The organism is Streptomyces sp. NBC_01775 (genome assembly GCF_035917675.1).
Lineage (GTDB): Bacteria > Actinomycetota > Actinomycetes > Streptomycetales > Streptomycetaceae > Streptomyces.
This window is the reverse complement of the sequence record NZ_CP109104.1, coordinates 4758126-4775879: the sequence shown is the minus strand read 5'-3', so window position 1 is coordinate 4775879 and position 17754 is coordinate 4758126. Positions and strand designations below refer to the sequence as shown.

Annotated in this window: 14 protein-coding genes; 5 read left to right on the top strand and 9 right to left on the bottom strand. The window is 72.7% G+C overall.

The annotated features are described in order from the left end of the window. Nucleotides 1-71: 71 nt before the first annotated feature. The 4 genes from cydD to hisC form a co-directional block, all read right to left on the bottom strand. On the bottom strand, nt 72-3704 hold the full coding sequence (cydD, locus tag OHB04_RS21275; protein WP_326808037.1) for a thiol reductant ABC exporter subunit CydD: 3633 nt from the start codon (nt 3702-3704) through the stop codon (nt 72-74). Nucleotides 3705-3723: 19 nt separating this feature from the next. Continuing rightward, a complete protein-coding gene (gene cydB, locus OHB04_RS21270; protein ID WP_326689295.1) occupies nt 3724-4731 on the bottom strand; it encodes a cytochrome d ubiquinol oxidase subunit II in 1008 nt (335 codons plus the stop codon). A 17-nt stretch (nt 4732-4748) separates the two neighbouring features. Continuing rightward, on the bottom strand, nt 4749-6275 hold the full coding sequence (locus tag OHB04_RS21265; RefSeq protein WP_326689294.1) for a cytochrome ubiquinol oxidase subunit I: 1527 nt from the start codon (nt 6273-6275) through the stop codon (nt 4749-4751). A gap of 138 nt (nt 6276-6413) precedes the next feature. Next, nucleotides 6414-7547 carry a histidinol-phosphate transaminase gene (gene hisC, locus OHB04_RS21260; protein ID WP_326808036.1) on the bottom strand — a complete coding sequence of 378 codons (1134 nt, stop codon included), beginning with the start codon at nt 7545-7547 and terminating at the stop codon, nt 6414-6416. Between the two features lie 348 nt (nt 7548-7895). Here hisC and OHB04_RS21255 point away from each other — a divergent pair, with 348 nt between their 5' ends. From OHB04_RS21255 to OHB04_RS21245, 3 genes are all read left to right on the top strand, one after another. Then, nucleotides 7896-9047: a LacI family DNA-binding transcriptional regulator gene (locus OHB04_RS21255; protein ID WP_326689293.1), complete on the top strand. Its 1152-nt coding sequence runs from the start codon at nt 7896-7898 to the stop codon at nt 9045-9047. Nucleotides 9048-9410: 363 nt separating this feature from the next. Further along, complete coding sequence (locus OHB04_RS21250; RefSeq protein WP_326809483.1) at nt 9411-10823, top strand: metallophosphoesterase; 1413 nt, start codon at nt 9411-9413, stop codon at nt 10821-10823. A gap of 234 nt (nt 10824-11057) precedes the next feature. Beyond that, nucleotides 11058-12035: a hypothetical protein gene (locus OHB04_RS21245; protein WP_326808035.1), complete on the top strand. Its 978-nt coding sequence runs from the start codon at nt 11058-11060 to the stop codon at nt 12033-12035. A 70-nt stretch (nt 12036-12105) separates the two neighbouring features. On the opposite strand, the gene OHB04_RS21240 is transcribed toward OHB04_RS21245, so the two are convergent. The 4 genes from OHB04_RS21240 to OHB04_RS21225 all read right to left on the bottom strand — a co-directional run bounded on the left by OHB04_RS21240 (nt 12106) and on the right by OHB04_RS21225 (nt 15268). Then, nucleotides 12106-13272, bottom strand: coding sequence for a cystathionine gamma-lyase (locus OHB04_RS21240; RefSeq protein WP_326689291.1), 1167 nt, complete (start codon nt 13270-13272; stop codon nt 12106-12108). A gap of 163 nt (nt 13273-13435) precedes the next feature. Beyond that, complete coding sequence (locus tag OHB04_RS21235) at nt 13436-14371, bottom strand: fructosamine kinase family protein (protein ID WP_326808034.1); 936 nt, start codon at nt 14369-14371, stop codon at nt 13436-13438. Next, a complete protein-coding gene (locus OHB04_RS21230) occupies nt 14371-14883 on the bottom strand; it encodes a low molecular weight protein-tyrosine-phosphatase (protein WP_326689289.1) in 513 nt (170 codons plus the stop codon). Before OHB04_RS21230 ends, OHB04_RS21235 begins: the two co-directional genes overlap by 1 nt. Before the next feature lie 10 nt (nt 14884-14893). Beyond that, a complete protein-coding gene (locus OHB04_RS21225) occupies nt 14894-15268 on the bottom strand; it encodes a phage holin family protein (protein ID WP_326689288.1) in 375 nt (124 codons plus the stop codon). A gap of 129 nt (nt 15269-15397) precedes the next feature. Here OHB04_RS21225 and OHB04_RS21220 point away from each other — a divergent pair, with 129 nt between their 5' ends. Together OHB04_RS21220 and OHB04_RS21215 are read left to right on the top strand one after the other, a co-directional pair. Beyond that, nucleotides 15398-15715 carry a cupin domain-containing protein gene (locus OHB04_RS21220; protein ID WP_326689287.1) on the top strand — a complete coding sequence of 106 codons (318 nt, stop codon included), beginning with the start codon at nt 15398-15400 and terminating at the stop codon, nt 15713-15715. Between the two features lie 206 nt (nt 15716-15921). Continuing rightward, nucleotides 15922-16143: a DUF5326 family protein gene (locus OHB04_RS21215; RefSeq protein WP_326689286.1), complete on the top strand. Its 222-nt coding sequence runs from the start codon at nt 15922-15924 to the stop codon at nt 16141-16143. Here OHB04_RS21215 and OHB04_RS21210 read toward each other — a convergent pair. Then, on the bottom strand, nt 16106-17722 hold the full coding sequence (locus OHB04_RS21210; protein WP_326808033.1) for a YibE/F family protein: 1617 nt from the start codon (nt 17720-17722) through the stop codon (nt 16106-16108). The two genes, OHB04_RS21215 and OHB04_RS21210, sit on opposite strands and share 38 nt — an antisense overlap. Nucleotides 17723-17754 lie beyond the last annotated feature (32 nt).

The following is a 17754-nucleotide window of genomic DNA, read 5'->3' as shown; positions in this document are numbered from 1 at the left end:
ACTTCCGGCCGCCTTGCGATCGCACGCACCGGACGACGCTCCTTGACGGGCAAACATTGCCGGTCACGGCACTAGCCGATGGGGGCCACGGCCGGTGCCGGGTGCCGTGTCTCCCGGGCCCCGTCCCGCTCCCGGTCCCGACCGGCGAGCGCCGCCTCCCGCTCGGTGGCGAGCATCGCGGCGAACGGGCCGTCCGCCGCCGCCAGCCGGGCGTAGGAGCCGCGCTCGACGGTGCGGCCACCGTCCAGCACGATCACCTCGTCCACCGCCTCCAGGCCCTGGAGGCGGTGGGTGATCAGTACCGTCGTCCGGCCCTCGGTCGCCGCCAGCAGGTCGGCGGTCAGCGCGTCGGCCGTGGGCAGATCCAGGTGTTCGGCGGGCTCGTCGAGGACGAGGACGGGGAAGTCGGCCAGCAGCGCACGGGCGAGCGCGAGCCGCTGGCGCTGTCCGCCCGACAGCTTCGCGCCGTGTTCGCCGACGAGCGTGTCGAGCCCGTCGGGCAGCGTGTCCACCCACTCCGCCAGCCGGGCGGCGGCCAGCGCGGCGCGCAGCTCGGCCCCGGTGGCGGAGGGCCGGGCCAGTCGCAGGTTCTCGCGGAGCGAGCTGTCGAACAGGTGGGCGTCCTGCGCGCACAGGCCGACGACGCGGCGTACGGCGTCCGGGTCGGCCGCCGTCGCGTCCACGGCGGGGGAGCCGAGCGTGTACGGCGCCGCACCGTCCCGCCCCGGCCCCCGCCCCTGCTCGGGCTCGGGCTCCACGAAGCGCAGCAGGGCGTGGGCCAGCGTCGTCTTGCCCGAGCCGGAGGCGCCGACGACGGCGACCCTGCGGCCCGGCGTCAGCTCCAGCTCGAACCCGTCGAGCGCCGGGGGCGCCCCCTCCGGAGCGTCCGGGTAGCGGACGGTCAGGCCCCTCGTACGCAGCGGGAAGGGGCGCTCCCCCAGCTCCGCCGGGTGCTCCGGCTCCCGTACGGGCACGGGTGCGTCCAGGACCTCATGCACGCGCTCGGCCGAGCGCCGTACCCGCTGGCGGAACTGCACCGCCTGCGGCAGGGGTGTCATCGCCTCGAACACGGCCAGCGGCGTCAGTACGACGGTCGCCAGAAGCAGCCCGTTCAGCGCGCCGTCCACCGTCGCGGCGGCGCCCGCCCAGGCGGCGGCCGTCACCGTGAGACCGGCGGCCAGCGTGCTCAGCCCCGCCGCGAGCGCCGTACGGGCCGCCGAGCGCGCGGCGATACGCGTGAGCGCCGTATCGGCTGCGGCGACCTCGCGACGCCGCGCGGGCAGGGCGCCGCTGACGGGGAGTTCGCCGGATGCCGTGCCGGTGAGCAGGTCGACGGTACGGGTCGCCAGGTCGGCCCGCGCGGGCGCCAGCCGACGCTCGGTGCGGCGCGAGAGCGTGGCCGTCAGCGCGGGGACGGCCACGCCCGCCACGGCCAGCCCCAGCGCGAGGGCCGCGCCGGCGGCGGGAAGCAGCCACGCGGTGAACGCCACCGACGCGAGGGCGACCGTGGCGGCGACGGAGGCCGGGAGCAGCCAGCGCAGGAAGTAGTCCTGGAGCGCGTCGACGTCGGCCACCAGCCGGGTGAGCAGGTCGCCGCGCCGCGTGCCGCGCAGCCCGGCGGGGGCCAGGCGCTCCAGGCGGCGGTACACGGACACGCGCAGGTCCGCCAGGACCCGGAGCGCGGCGTCGTGCGAGACGAGGCGCTCGGCGTAGCGGAAGACGGCGCGGCCGATCCCGAACGCGCGGGTCGCGGTGACCGCGACCATCAGGTACAGGATGGGGGGCTGTTGGGCCGCGCGGGAGATCAGCCAGCCCGAGGTGGCCATGAGGCCCGTCGCGCTCAGGAGCGCGAGCGCTCCTAGGGTGAGCGCCAGCGCGAACTTCTTCCTCATGCCTTCGGCCTGGCCCATGGACCGTACGCGGGTGAGGGTGCGCCGCGCTGTGGGGGCGCCCTCGCTTTGGGGGTGGTGCGGGCCGGTTGGCGTCTGAGGGCCGCCTTGGCCCTCCCCCAGCCTCCGGCCGGGGGGACCCCCACTGCCGCCCCTGGCGGCAGACAGCCCCAAGGCTGTGGCGTTCCGCCGCCCCACGGCGGCAGCGTCAGCTCCCAGCTCCACCACCCGGTCCGCCGCCCCCAGCAGCGCCGGGCGGTGTGTCACCAGCACCACCGTGCGGGTCTCGGCCAGGTGGCGTACCGCCTCCAGGACCGTGGCCTCCGTGGTGCCGTCCAGTGCGGCGGTCGGCTCGTCGAGCAGCAGCAAGGGGCGGTCGGCGAGGAACGCGCGGGCCAGGGCGACGCGTTGGCGCTGGCCCGCGGAGAGGCCGCCGCCGTCCTCGCCGAGGACGCGCGCGGGGTCGAGGTCCGGCGCGCCCGCGTCGGCGAGGGCGCGGGCCACCGCGTGGCCGTCGGCGTCGGGCCGGGCGAGCCGGACGTTCTCCGCGATCGTGCCCGCGAACAGGCAGGGGTGCTGAGGTACCCAGGCGATCTGCTCGTGCCAGCCCTCGGGCTCCAGCTGGGCCAGCGGTACGCCGCCCACCCGCACCTGTCCCTCCGTGAGCGGGGTGAAGCCCAGCAGCACGGACAGCAGCGTCGTCTTGCCGCCGCCGGAGGGGCCCGTCAGCGCGACCGTCTCCCCGGGGCGCAGCACCAGATCGGTGGGCGCCAGGGAATACCCCGTACGCCCCTCGTGCCGTACCGCGGCGCCCTCCAGCGTGAGGGAGGCGGTACGGATGTCCGCGGTGGCGGACCCCCGCTCGGGGACCGGCCGCTCCAGGACGGCGAAGACCTCCTCCGCCGCGGCCAGGCCCTCGGCCGCCGCGTGGTAGTGCGTGCCCACCTGCCGCAGCGGCAGATACGCCTCGGGGGCCAGGATGAGCACCATCAGCCCGGTCGTCAGGTCGAGTTCGCCGTGGACGAGCCGGGTACCGATGCTGACGGCGACGATCGCCACGGAGATCGTCGCCAGCAGTTCCAGCGCGAACGAGGAGAGGAAGGCGAGCCGCAGGGTGCGCAGGGTGGCGCGGCGGTAGTCGCCGGTGATGGCGCGGATGTTGTCGGCCTGTGCCTTGGCGCGGCCGAACACCTTCAGCGTGGGCAGCCCGGCGACCACGTCCAGGAAGTGCCCGGACAGCCGGGTCAGCAGCCGCCACTGGCGGTCCGTGCTCGACTGGGTCGCCCAGCCGATCAGCGCCATGAACAGGGGGATCAGCGGCAGCGTCACCACGATGATCGCGGCCGAGATCCAGTCGGCGGTGACGATGCGGGCCAGCACCGCGACGGGCACCACGGCCGCGAGGCCGAGTTGCGGCAGATAGCGCGCGAAGTAGTCGTCGAGCGCGTCGACCCCGCGCGTGGCCAGCGTCGTCAGCTCGCCGGTGCGCTGCGTGGTCAGGAAACCGGGCCCCAGCGCGGTGGCCCGCTCCAGCAGCCCCGTACGCAGCTCGGACTTGACCGCGGCGCCGCACCGGTGGGCCGCCAGCTCCGTCAGCCAGGACACCAGGGCCCTGGCGACGGAGACGGCGCCGAGCAGCAGCAGCGCGGTGCGCGCGAACTCCCCGTGCCGGTAGGCGGCCACGACGATGTCGGCGATCAGCATCGCCTGCCCGATGACCAGGGCCGCCCCGGCCAGGCCGAGCGTGACGGCGGTGAGCAGGAACAGTCGGGTGGTGCGCGCGTACCGCAGCAGCCGCGGGTCGACAGGCTTCATGGCGCCGGCTCCCCCGCTCTCAGTGGCCGCCGGACGGCGCGAGGCTCTGGGTGCCGATCCGCTTGCGGAAGACCCAGTACGTCCAGCCCTGGTAGAGCAGCACGACGGGCGTGGCGATCGCCGCGCACCAGGTCATGATCTTCAACGTGTAGGGCGTGGAGGACGCGTTGGTGACCGTCAGGCTCCACTCCTCGTTCAGCGTCGAAGGCATCACGTCAGGGAACAGCGTGAGGAAGAGCATCGCCACGGCGGCCACGATGGTCAGCCCCGAGAAGGCGAACGACCAGCCCTCGCGCCCCGCGAGGTTGGTGCCGAGCGCGGCCACCAGCGCGACGACGGCGACGACGAGGGCGGCCATGCTCCAGCTGTCACCGCTGTCGGCCTGCGTCCACGCCAGGAAGCCCAGCGCGAGCACGGCGGTCACCAGCCCGAGCACCGTGGCCAGCTTGCGGGCCCTGTCGCGGATGTCGCCGAGGGTCTTGAGCGCGGTGAAGACGGCGCCGTGGAAGGTGAACAGCGCCAGGGTGACCAGGCCGCCCAGCAGCGCGTAGGGGTTGAACAGGTCGGCGAGGGTGCCGACGTACTCCATGTGCTGGTCGATCTTCACGCCGCGCACGATGTTGCCGAACGCCACGCCCCACGAGAACGCGGTGATCAGCGAGGTCCAGAAGATCGCGTGCTCCCAGTTGGTCTGCCAGCGCTCCCCCTCCCGCTTGGCGCGGTACTCGAAGGCGAGGCCGCGCACGATCAGGCAGACGAGGATGAGCAGCATCGGCAGGTAGAAGCCGGAGAAGAGGGTGGCGTACCACTCGGGGAAGGCCGCGAAGGTGGCCCCGCCGGCGGTCAGCAGCCACACCTCGTTGCCGTCCCAGACCGGGCCGATGGTGTTGATCAGCACCCGGCGCTCGGAGCGGTCGCGGGCCAGCAGCTTGGTCAGCACGCCGACCCCGAAGTCGAAGCCCTCCAGGAAGAAGTAGCCGATCCACAGGACGGCGATGATCACGAACCAGATGTCGTGGAGTTGCACAGCGATTCGCCCCGATCTCAGTACGAGAAGGCCATGGGCCGGTCGGAATCGGTGTCTCCACCGATCTTGGTGGGCGGGTTGAGGTCGGCCTCGGTCAGCTCCGGGGGCCCGGCTTTGACGTACTTCACCAGCAGCTTGACCTCGACGACGGCGAGGATCGCGTACAGCGTGGTGAAGACGATCAGCGAGGTGAGCACCTCGCCCTGGGAGACGCTGGGGGAGACGGCCGAGGCCGTGGGCAGCACCCCGTAGACCACCCAGGGCTGGCGGCCGGTCTCGGTGAAGATCCAGCCCCAGGAGTTGGCGATCAGCGGGAAGAGGAGGGTGAGCGCGGACAGCCGCCAGTACCAGGTGCCCAGCCGCCCGCCCAGCTCGCGGTCCTTGGTGAGCGCCAGCCGGGGCACCGCGTTCTCGTCGGCCGTACGGGTTCGCAGCCGCTCGGACAGCCAGAGCCTGCGCCGGGTGAGGTAGAGGCCGGCGAAGCCGAGCGTGAAGGAGGCCATCCCGAAGCCGATCATCCAGCGGAACGACCAGTAGGCGACGGGGATGTTGGGCCGGTAGTCATCCAGCCCGACGCTGTCCTTGTACTTCTCCTTCAGGTGCGCGTTGGTGTCGTTGATGCCGGGGACGGCCTCGTAGAAGTTGTCGTGCGCGAGGAAGGAGAGGACACCGGGGATCTCGATGGCGACCTTGTTGTGTCCCTTGTCGACGTCGCCGTAGGAGAAGACGGAGAACGGGGCGGGGGCCTGGGTCTCCCACAGGGCCTCGGCCGAGGCCATCTTCATCGGCTGCTGCTCGTACATGATCTTGCCGAGCCGGTCGCCGCTGACGACGGTGAGCAGTCCGCCGATCACCAAGGTCACCAGCCCGAGCCGCAGCGAGCTGCGCATCACCGGGATGTGCTTCTTGCGCAGCAGGTGGTAGGCGGCGATGCCGACCATGAAGGCGCCACCGGTCAAGAAGGCGGCGGTCATGGTGTGGAAGAACTGCGCCAGCGCGGTGTTCTGGAACAGGATCCCGAAGAAATCCGTCATTTCGGCCCGGCCGTTGCCCTCGTTCATGCGGTACCCGACCGGGTGCTGCATCCAGGAGTTGGCGGCCAGGATGAAGTAGGCCGAGGCGACGGTGCCGAACGCCACCAGCCAGATGGTCGCCAGGTGCAGCTTCTTGGGCAGCTTGTCCCTGCCGAAGATCCACAGGCCGATGAAGGTCGACTCCATGAAGAAGGCGATCAGCGCCTCGAAGGCGAGCGGTGCGCCGAAGACGTCTCCGACGAAGCGGGAGTAGTCCGACCAGTTCATGCCGAACTGGAACTCCTGCACGATGCCGGTGACCACGCCCATGGCGATGTTGATCAGGAAGAGCTTTCCCCAAAAGCGGGTCGCCTTGAGGTACTTCTCCTTGTTCGTCCGCACCCACGCGGTCTGGAGGACCGCGGTCAGGGTGGCCAGGGAGATCGTCAAAGGGACGAAGAGGAAGTGGTAGACGGTCGTGATGCCGAACTGCCAGCGCGCCAGGGTCTCCGGCGCCAACGCAAGGTCCACGTTGCTCTCTCCTTCGGGTCGCACCCGCGTTCGTGAATGCGTTCACATTCACAAGCGACCCTACGACACCCCCATACCGGACATGTCACCGGGGGTCGAAAACCCGGCCGGGACAGGGGCAGACGTTCCCAAAAGGGACTAAAGCTCTTTCCGAAAAGCCGCCGTGACCTGCAAGAAGATGTCGTTGGCCGCGGTCTCTCCAATGGTGACCCGCACGCCCTCCCCGGCGAACGGCCGCACCGTCACCCCGGCCGCCTCGGCCCGCTCCGCGAAGTCCGCCGTACGGGCTCCCAGCCGGAGCCACACGAAGTTCGCCTGCGACTCGGGCACCGTCCACCCCTGGCCCCGCAGCTCCCCCAGCACCCGGGTGCGCTCCTCGATGAGCGCCTCCACCCGCTCCAGCAGCGCGTCCTCGCTGCGCAGCGAGGCTATCGCCGCCTCCTGTGCGAGTTGGCTCACACCGAAGGGGACGGCGGTCTTGCGCAGCGCGGCGGCCACCGGCTCGTGCGCCACCGCGAAGCCGACCCGCAGCCCGGCCAGCCCGTACGCCTTGGAGAAGGTCCGCAGCACACACACGTTGGGGCGGTCGCGGTACAGCTCGATGCCGTCCACCACCCGCTCGTCGCGCACGAACTCGCGGTACGCCTCGTCCAGCACCACCAGCACATCCGCCGGCACCCGGTCCAAGAAGCGCTCCAGGTCCGCACGGGGGATGGCGGCGCCGGTGGGGTTGTTGGGGTTGCAGACGAAGATGAGGCGGGTGCGCTCGGTGATCGCGTCCGCCATCGCGTCCAGGTCGTGCGCCTCCTGCTCGGCGCCGCCGGTCAGCGGCACCCGCACCGAGGCGGCGCCGGAGATCTGCGTGATGATCGGGTACGCCTCGAAGGAGCGCCAGGCGTAGATCACCTCGTCCCCCGGACCCGCCGTCGCCTGCAACAGCTGCTGGGCGACGCCCACCGAGCCGGTGCCGGTGGCCAGGTGGGAGACCGGCACCTCGAAGCGGTCCGCCAGCTCGGCGAGCAGACCGGAGCAGGCCATGTCCGGGTACCGGTTGAAGGAGGCGGCGGCGGCCGTCACCGACTCCAGCACGCCGGGCAGCGGCGGGTAGGGGTTCTCGTTCGACGACAGCTTGTAGGAGACGGGCCCGTCGGCCGAGGCCGGGCGGCCGGGCTTGTAGGACGGGACGTCCGCCAGCGCACCGCGCAGCCGGGGGCCACGCGCCCCCGTCGCGTCCCCGCGCTCCTCGTGCTCCCGCTCGCTCTTGTCACTCACCGCTGCTCCTCCTGGACCGTCGTCCCGTATCCGCGTCAATACTGTTCACCTTAAGAGGATTCCTCCACCCGGCGTACGTCCCGGACGGGGCCCGTCCGCGTACGCCCTGCGCGCTGGTGGCGAACGCGGTGGCGCGCATCGCTCGTGAAGGTGATTAAGGCTCCCCTTACCGGATCGCCGATCCGGCGGAAACAACCGCGCCCGCTCTCCGCCACGAGCCGCGCGACCCAACCGTGAACTGCGCGTTCCATGGTCGTTCCGCCCCGTCGAAGACGCCGGATCCTGCCTGCTCGCGCGCCCTCCGCGGCCCCGGCGTCCAACCTGCCGCAGGCCTACGATCGGGTCGCCATGACAGCAGCAGAGAAGCATCAGGGGAGCCGGACACCGGCGTCCCTCCCGCAGCCTCCGGCCGGGAGGTACTCCCGGGGGAGCCGGCCGAGGGCGCGGGCCGGCATCCGGGATGTCGCCGCCGCGGCCGGTGTCTCCATCACGACTGTCTCCGACGCCCTCAACGGAAAGGGCCGGCTTCCGGATGCCACGCGCAGCCACGTCCGCGAGGTCGCCGAGCGGCTGGGCTACCGCCCCTCCGCCGCGGCCCGCACGCTGCGCACGGGCAAGTCGGGGCTGATCGGCCTGACCGTCACGACGTACGGCGAAGAACCGTTCACCTTCACCGAGTTCGCCTACTTCGCCGAGATGGCGCGGGCCGCGACCTCGGCGGCGCTGGCCCGCGGCTACGCCCTGGTGATCCTGCCGGCCCCGGCCCGGGACAGCCCCTTCGACGTGTGGTCCAACGTCGCGCTGGACGGCACCGTCGTCATCGACCCCTCCGACCAGGACCCGGTCGTCACCGAACTGGTCCGCTCCGGGATCCCGGTCGTCTCCGACGGCCGCCCCAGCGGCTCCGTGCCGGTCACCGCGTGGGTGGACCACGACCACGAGGAGGCGGTGCGCGGCCTCCTGGACCACCTCGCCGAATCCGGAGCCCGCCGCATCGGCCTGCTGACGGGCACCAGCACCGACACCTACACCCGGCTGTCGACCAGCGCCTACCTGGAGTGGTGCGAGCGCGTGGGCCAGGACCCGGTCTACGAGAGCTATCCGGCACACGACCCGTGCGCGGGCGCGGTGGCCGCCGACCGGCTGCTGGCCAGACCCGACCGCCCGGACGCGGTCTACGGCCTCTTCGACCCCAACGGCACCGACCTGCTGGGGGCGGCGCGACGCTACGGGCTGCGGGTGCCGGAGGACCTGCTGCTGGTGTGCTGTAGCGAGTCCACCGTCTACGCCACGACCGAGCCGCCCATCACCACGCTCTCGCTCAAGCCGGGGCGGATCGGCAACACCGTCATCCAGCTGCTGATCGACGCCATCGAGGGCATCGGCCCGGCGCTGCCCGTGCGGCAGGTGATGCCCACCGATCTGATCGTGCGTACCTCCTCGTATCGCCGGGGCGCTCGCACAACGGTCAGTGCGCCCCGTGCGCCCCGCGCTGACTGAACGCGACCGATACGGAAATGCCGGGTGACGCGGATGGCCGCCGCCGGGGCTGACGCGAGGGGTCACGGCCCGACGCGGCGGAATCCGGGCGGAATCCAAGAGGTACGTCCCCGGAGAATTCCGGATGAATTCATGCCCCGTTCGGACACTGCGTCAAATGCGGGCCCCCAGGTGCGTCACAAGCCGCGACCAGCGTTCCTATGATTGGGTGCACCCCCGGTCGAAGGCCGGGGGAGGACGACACCGGGACCGGCTCCCGACCTGGGTGGCTCCCAGGCCGAAGGACCAGCGGCTGGGACCGTCTCCGCGGGCCGTGAGGCCCCGAACGGAAGGGGGAGGTCGGCGGTGCACGGCGGCGGCGCGATGGTGGAGGGGTCGATGACTCAGGGGGCCGGTCAGGGACCCGACGTATGGCACGGCGGGACGGCGGCACACGGGGAGGGAACCGGCACGGGGGCGCCCGTCGGGCCTCCCGGCACGGGCTCGCCCGTCGCGCCGCCGAGCGGTCCCGGGCAGGGCGTGCCTGCGCAGGGCATGCCTGCGCAGGGCATGCCCGCGCGGAGCGTGCCCGTGCAGGGCGCACCGGTCCCAAGTGGCCCCGTGCCGGGAGCCGTTGCTCCCCGTACGGCGGTCCCGGACACCTCCGTGCCGGGCGGCCCGCCGCCCCGCGACCCCCGGCCCGTCGGCGCCCCGGCTCCGGCCGGCCCGCGGCCCGTCAGCGACCCGCGCCGGGCTGCCGCGCCTCATCCGGCCGGCGGACCGCCGCCCGGCGCTCCGGCACTCAGCGGTCCGGCGCCCGAAGAGCCCGCGCCCGTGCGCGCGGAGATGCCCGAGGAGTACACACCGACGGCGCGCGACCTGCCGGTCGTCGGCGCCGCGACCCGGGTGGCGAGCGTGCCCGAGCCCACCATGGTCGACGTGCCCGTCGCCGCGCCGCGGGGCAACGACGGCGAGGGCCCCCTCTACGTCGTCGGCGACGTGCACGGCTATCTCGACGAACTGCGCGCGGCACTGCGGCAGTTCGGCATCATCGACTCCGAGGACCGCTGGGTCGCGGGCAACGCGCGCCTGTGGTTCCTGGGGGACTTCACCGACCGGGGCCCCGACGGCATCGGCGTGATCGAGCTGGTCATGCAGCTGTCGGCCGAGGCCGCTGCGGCCGGCGGCTACTGCAAGGCGCTGATGGGCAACCACGAGCTGCTGCTGCTCGGCGCCAAGCGGTTCGGTGACACCCCCGTCAACTCCGGTGCCGGCACCGCCTCCTTCCAGGCTGCCTGGCTGCTCAACGGCGGCCAGCGCACCGACATGGAGCGGCTGGCCGGCCACCACCTCCAGTGGATGTCCCGGCTGGACGCCATCGCGCTGGCCGACGGGCACCTGCTGGTGCACTCCGACGCCACCTGCTACATGGACTACGGCAACACGATCGACGAGGTCAACGACGCCATCACCACGGCCCTCCAGCGCGACGACGCGGAGGAGACGTGGGACCTGTTCCGCAAGTTCACCAAGCGCTTCGCCTTCCGGGACGAGGGCGCGGGCCCCATGGCGGTGCGCGAGCTGCTGGACACCTTCGGCGGCAAGCGGATCGTCCACGGGCACAGCCCCATCCCCTACCTGCTGGGCGAGGTGGGCAGCGAGGACGGCGAGGGTGAGGCGAGCGCCCCGCAGATCACGGGTCCGCACGTGTACGCGGACGGGCTCGCGGTCGCCATGGACGGCGGGGTCACGATGGCCGGAAAGCTCCTTATCGCGCAGTTGCCCCTCGTGCAGTGAGGGGCGCACGGGGCGCGGTTCGGCGCACCTTTTGATTCGCGCGCGGATTCCCGGGCAGACGTTTCCCCAGAAGTGATCGGCTGGGGGGCATCGCTGTAGCGGGTCAATTCTGGAAACTCTCTGTCACTGAGCACCTCCGGCGCTCTACCATCGGCCTTGCCGAAACTGAGTTCTCCGCCTGCTGACCTGCCCCGCCCTCGACCGGCCCACCCAGGCCCTACGGAGCATCGGGGGATGCACATGAACACCGCTCCGCACCTGCTACGCGAAGACCGGCCCGAGTTCGAGCGGGTCCTCGACGAGGCTCTGCGAACCGCGCACCGCCGCGCCGACCTCGCTGCGATCGGCCAACGGCTCAACGCCGAGCAGCTGCGCACCATGGCGCTCAGCGCCGCCACCGCGATAGCCGCGTGCGCGGAAGCCGAGTACCACCAGTTCGTGCGCCTGCGCGAGGAGTTGCGCCGCCCCGAAAACGCGCCCTCCGTCTCGGGCCGCCCCTCCTCGGGCGGCGGCTCAGGTGCCGTGACCACGCTCGCCGGGGCGGGCGGGGAGGCGGCGGGGGGCGCCAAGGCCCGTGGGGCGAGGGAGGGCGGCGGCGAGAGCGTCGGCAACAGGCTGGCCGGGGCGATGGGCAGCGACAGCCTGGCGGAGGCGGGGGGCGCGGGGCTGGTCGCCATGGTCTCGGTGCTGGCCCCGGTGCTCGCGGGCACGGCGGCCGTCATCTTCCTGCTGCTGGGATACGCGCTGCATCTGCTGACCCCCGAGCCCGCCGTGGCAGGCCCGATCCGCAGCGCCGGCTGGGTGTTCGCGGCGCTCGCCGCGGCCGGGATCCTGGTCGCGACGGCCGGCCTGCTGCTGGCCGCGATGCGCAACGGCGCCGGAGCGGCGCGCGCGCCCGGGGGCGACAAGGGCAACGATCCGGGCGCCGGCCGGCTCGCGGAGGAGGTGGCGCTGGCCCGTACGGCGTGGCGCGAGGCGCTGATGGAGCGGGGGATAGTGCCGTTCCTGCGGGAGGCGCTGGCCGATCCCAGGGGGCCCGAGCAGGCGCCGTCCACCTTCGTGCCGCGAGAGAGCCGGCTGGGGTATTCCCACCCGGGCTTCTCCAGCCGCCCTTCCTCCGAGTCCCCCGACCGGACCGAGACCCGCCCCCGCTTCAGCAGCCCGGACTACTCCAGCCCGGACTACGGCGGCCCCGACACCCCACCCGCCTGACCCGGTCGCCCTGAGCCGCCCGGCTCAGCCCCCCAGCCGTCGAGCCGTCGAGCCGTCAACGGACGTCCCGTCACTGGGCCGACGTGCGGGCCTCGTCCAGGGAGCGGCGGATGTCTGCCACCAGATCCGCGGCGTCCTCGACACCCACCGACAGCCGGACGAATCCTTCCGGCACCGCGTCACCGCCCCAGCGCCCCCGGCGCTCCGCCGTCGAGCGGACCCCGCCGAAGCTGGTGGCCTCCCCCACCAGCCGCAGGCCGGACAAGAACCGCTCCGCGTACGCCTTGTCGGGCAGCGTGAAGGAGACGACGCAGCCGTACCGGCTCATCTGACGGACCGCCAGCGCGTGCGCGTCATCCCCCGGCAGCCCGGGGTGGCGCACGTCGCTCACCTCGGGGCGCGCCGTCAGCGCCTCGGCCACGGCCAGCGCGTTGCCCGCCTGCCGCCGCGTACGCACGTCGAGGGTCGCCAGCGAACGGTGGGCGAGCCATGCCTCCATCGGGCCGGGGATCGCGCCGACCGTCTTGCGCCAGGCCCGCACCGAGGCGGCCAACTCCGCGTCCCGGCACACGACATAGCCCAGCAGCACATCGCCGTGGCCGGTCAGCGCCTTGGTGCCGCTGGCCACCGCCAGATCGGCGCCCAGTTCGAGGGGGCGCTGGCCCAGCGGGGTGGCCAGGGTGTTGTCGACGGCGACGAGTGCGCCCCGCTCGTGCGCCGCGTCCGCCAGGCGGCGGATGTCGCACACGTCCAGCCCCGGGTTGGAGGGCGTCTCAAGCCACAGCAGCCGTGCCCCCGCCAGGACGTCGAGCCGACCGGGCTCGTCCCAGCCGTCGGTGGGCGCCGTACGCACCTGGACGCCGAAGCCCTCCAGCCGGGCGCGCAGCGCGGCCAGCAGGTTGTAGCCGTCCGAGGGCAGCACCACCGTCTGGCCGGGGCCGAGCTGGGAGAGCAGGACGGCGGAGATGGCACCCATGCCGGAGGCGAAGACGACCGCCTCGGCCGCCGGGTCCTGCGGCGCCTCCAGCGCGGCGACGGCCCGCTCCAGCGCGGACCAGGTGGGGTTGGCGTCGCGCCCGTAGGCGTACGGCGCGCCCTCGATGTCGCCGGGCAGGTGGTAGTGCGCGGCGAAGACCGGCCCTGGCAGCGGGGGAGCGTACGGCTCCTCCTCCGGCAGGCCCGCGCGCACGACGCGGGTGCCGTCGGCGTCGCTGACCGACCTGTCGTGGACACTCATGTACTGCCTACCTCTCCTTGGCGCTGGGGGCGCCCCGCTGGGGGCGTGCCCTGAAGGGGCGCGGGGAACTGCGCGACCAGCCACCGAGCACCCGCACCCCGCAAAGCACAGAAAGGGGCACCCCCTACCCAGCGCGTATGCCGGATCAACGCACGTAAGCCGATCAACGGAGAGCCGCAAGGGCCGCAGCCCCACTCTGCGCACCGTACCCACCCCCGAAGAGCACCGCATGCGCGAGCAGGTGCTGGAGCTGGTGCAGCGGCACCCGCGCCGCGCGCCCTGGCACCGGGCGCACCTCCTCGTACGCCGCCAGCAGCCGGGGCAGTTCGGGGCAGCCGAACAGGGCCAGCATCGCCAAGTCGGTCTCCGGGTGGCCGCCTTGGGCCGCCGGGTCGATCAGCCGGGCGCGGCCTCCCCCGGACTCCGTCCCCGGGGTGCCCCCGGCGACCCAGTGCACGTTGCCCGACCACAGGTCGCCGTGGATGACGGCGGGTGGCTGCGGCGGGCCGGACACGTCCGGTTCGCCGAGCCGTTCGCACAGCTCTTCCACGGCCCGCGCGTCGGCGGGCGCGATCCGCGCGCTGTCCACGGCGGCGCGCAGCAGCGGCAGCAGCCGGTGCTCGGCGTGGAAGGCGGGCCAGGCGGCCGGCTCGGTCACCGGTTCGGGCGGCGAGGTCAGCGGCAGCGGGCCCAGGTAGCACGGCTCGCCCGGGGTGCCCCAGGACGGCGCCGGGCTCTCGTGCAGCGCGGCCAGATCCCGCCCGAGCCGCTCGGCCTGCGCCGGGTCGGCGGAGCCGGGCGGCACCCACTCCAGGACGAGGACGTCACGCTCGATCGCGTACACCTCGGGCACGGCGACGGCCCCCGTCGCGCGCAGCCGGGCCAGGCCGGCCGCCTCGGCGGCGAAGAAGTCGGCGGGCGCGCTGTCGAGGGCCTTGGCGAAGACGGTGGTGCCGTCGGCCAGGCCCACCTGGCAGGCGTCGCAGATCGAGCCGCCGCCGACCGGGCGCGCCGTGCGGACGGCCTGCCCGAGCAACTCCCCCGCCCGCGCCGCCGGGCCGGGCGGGGGCGGGGACTGGGACGGCGGGGGCGGGGGCATCAGCCGGCCTCCCGCACCTCGACGGCCGCCGCCACCTCGGACAGCAGCCCTGGCATGGCCGCCTCCACCAGGTCCAGGCACTCCTCGAAGCCGCTCTCGTCGCTGTAGTACGGGTCGGGGACGCTCAGGTCACCGCGCCCGCCCTCCTCGGCGGCGACGGCCTCCGGGTCGTAGGAGCGCAGCAGCCGCACTTTGGCGGCCTCCTCGGGACGGCGTGCCAGGCCGCGCAGATCGCGCGCGTGCCCCTCGTCCAGCGCGACGATCAGGTCGTCCGTCTGGAACCAGGCGGGCTCGAACCGGCGCGCCTCATGCGTGAGTCCGTACCCCGCGGCCTCCAGCACCGCGCTCGTGCGGGGGTCGGCCGGGTCGCCCAGATGCCAGCTGCCGGTGCCCGCGCTGTGGATCTCCACCAGGTGGTCCAGGCCGGCGTCCCGCACGTGGGAGCGGAAGACGGCCTCGGCCATGGGGGAGCGGCAGATGTTGCCCGTACACACAAAGCAGACGCGGTACATGTTCCCCCTCTCAGTCCCGGTCCATGGCCAGGTTCAGCGCCCAGGACACGACCGAGATGATCAGGCCGCCGAGCACCGCCGTGCCGAAGCCGTCCACATGGAAGCCCACGTCCAGTTTGTCCGCCACCCAGGAGGTCAGCATCAGCATCAGGGCATTGATCACCAGCGTGAACAGGCCCAGCGTCAGCACCAGCAGGGGGAGCGAGAACAGCTTGACGATCGGCTTGACCACGAAGTTGACGACGCCGAAGATCAGGGCGACGACAACCAGCGTCAGCGTCTTCTTGCCCCCGTCGTCGCCGGTCACCGCGATATCGCCCAGGAGCCAGGTCGCCACGGCCAGTGCCGCTGCGTTGGCCAGCGTCTTGATGAGGAAGTTCGTCATGCTGAAATCGTTGCAGAAGCAGGCGTCGACGTCACAAGGGGTGCGGGTAGTGGTGCGGGCAATCGTGCGGACGAGAGTCGGGGGAACGCGGACAGACGTGTGGGGAACAGGTCGCGGGGTGAGCCGTCCGTGAAGGAGTTCCGACTGGAGGAGCTGGAGGCCGAGCGCGCCGTGAACGACGGCGCCTACCTGCGCTTCTTGCACGAGCGCAACATGTCCGTCGGCCTGTACGCGCTGAACGCGGGCGAGCCCGACCGGCAGCAGCCGCACCCCCAGGACGAGGTGTACGTCGTCGTCAGCGGGCGGGCCTCGCTGACCGTGGGGGAGGAAACGACGCAGGTCGCGCGCGGCAGCGTCGTCTACGTGCCCGCCCAGGTTCCGCACAAGTTCCACCATGTCTCGGAGGACCTGCGCGTTCTCGTGGTCTTCTCCCCGCCGGAGGGCTGAGCGGGAGGGCTGAGCGGGAAGCCTGCCGGAGAGCTGCCGGAGAGCTGCCGGAAGGCTGGGCCGGAGGCCCGGCTTCAGGGTTACCTAGGGGTCAGGTTCAGGGGAGGACGAGGGCCACGGCGGCCCCACGCGCTTGCGGCGCCGCCTAGCATCAAGGTCAGAAGGCACGAACGCCTTCGAACACCCTCGGATAACGGAGCACAGACATGGACACGAAAGGCACTCTCTCCGGCCTGCCCTGGTGGGTGAAGTGGGTCGTCATCCCGGTGATCGCGCTGGCCGTCTTCGGCGGCCTGATCACCAGCCTCATCGGATTCGTCATCGGCCTGCTGTTCAAGGTGCTGATCTTCGCCGCGCTGGTCGGCGGCGTCATCTACCTGGTGCGGCACTTCACTTCGGCTTCCTCCTCCTCCCGCGGCGACTGGTGACCGGAGCACGCCCCGGCACACCGGCACCGGAGGCCGGGGCGGGAACGGCGGGCCCGCCGGCCGGACCAGCGCCGGACGGGCCACTGCCCAGCGGCCCGGAAACGGGAGGGCCGGGTACGGCGCCACCCACGGGTACGGCGCCGCCCACCGGAACGGCGGGCCCACCAGGAGCGACCGTCCCCGGGCCGCCCGTCCCCGAAGCGCCCGTCCCCGAGCCGTCCGTACGCCGCCGGTCCGCCGAGACCACCAGCGCGGCCAGCAGCGTCGTCACCGGCACCGAGGCCACCAGGCCGATCGAGCCCACGAGCGTGCGGACGATCTCCTCGGCCACCACCTCGCTCGTGGCCACCATCGAGACATCGCTGCGCGCGATCGAGAACAGCAGCAGCAGCGGCAGCGCGGCACCCGCGTAGGCCAGCACCAGCGTGTTGACGACGGACGCGATGTGGTCGCGTCCGATCCGCATGGCGGAGCGGTAGATCTTCCGCCAGCTCGCTCCCGGGTCCGCCTCCTTCAGCTCCCACACGGCTGAGGTCTGCGTGACCGTCACGTCGTCGAGCACCCCGAGCGAACCGATCAGCACCCCCGCCAGCAGCAGGCCCCGGATCTCGATGCCCGGGTAGAGCCCGTGCACCAGGCCCGTCTGGTCGTCGGTGTTGCCCGTCAGCTGGGCCCAGCCGATGAACAGCGAGCCCAGCAGCCCGATCAGCAGCAGAGAGACCAGCGTGCCCAGCACCGCGACCGACGTCCGCGCGGACAGCCCGTGGCACAGATAGAGCGTCGCCAGCATGATGGCACTGCCCCCGACCACGGCCACCACCAGGGGATTCGAGCCCTGGAGTATCGCGGGCAGGATGAACAGCGTCAGCACCGCGAAGCTGACCACCAGCCCCACCAGCGCCAGCACCCCGCGCAGCCGCCCCACCAGCACGACGACGAGGGCGAAGACGACGGCGAGCAGCACCATCGGCACGTCGCGGTTCGCGTCGATGACGCTGTACTGGAGGTCGCGGGGCGCCTTTTCGGCGTACGCGACCACGACCTGCTGACCGACGGTGTAGGTGCGGGTGGCGTCCGGGGTGACGACCTCGGTGAAGGTGTGGCCCTTGTCCTTGCCCTCGGTGACCTCGACGGTCGCCTTGTGACAGACGTTCTTCGCGCCCCCGTTCTGCTGGCCGTCACCGCCCGCCCCTTCCGAACCGCCCGCACCACCGGCACCCCCGGCACCGCCCGCACCGCCGGACTGGGCCGGCGGCTGGCGGACGTTGACGTCCCCACAGCTCACCTCCGCCAGCTTCGTGACCTTCGCGGCGAAGGTGGGCCGGTCGAAGCCGACCCCGGAGTGGTCGTGCACGTGCCCCGGCGCCCCGCCGGGCCACAGCACCACCAGAGCGACCAGCACCGCCAGCGCGAACGGGATGAGCACCGCCGCGACGACCTTGCGCAGATGGCGCGATACGGGCGCGGGCGGCCCGTGGCTGTGGGCGTGGCTGTGCCCATGACCGTGCGAAGGGCTGTGGGGGTGGTCGCGGGGGTGGTCGTGGGGGGAGCCGTGGGACGGGCCGTGGGAGTGGGTCACCGCCAGATCATCGCAACAACGTCCGGGTGGGG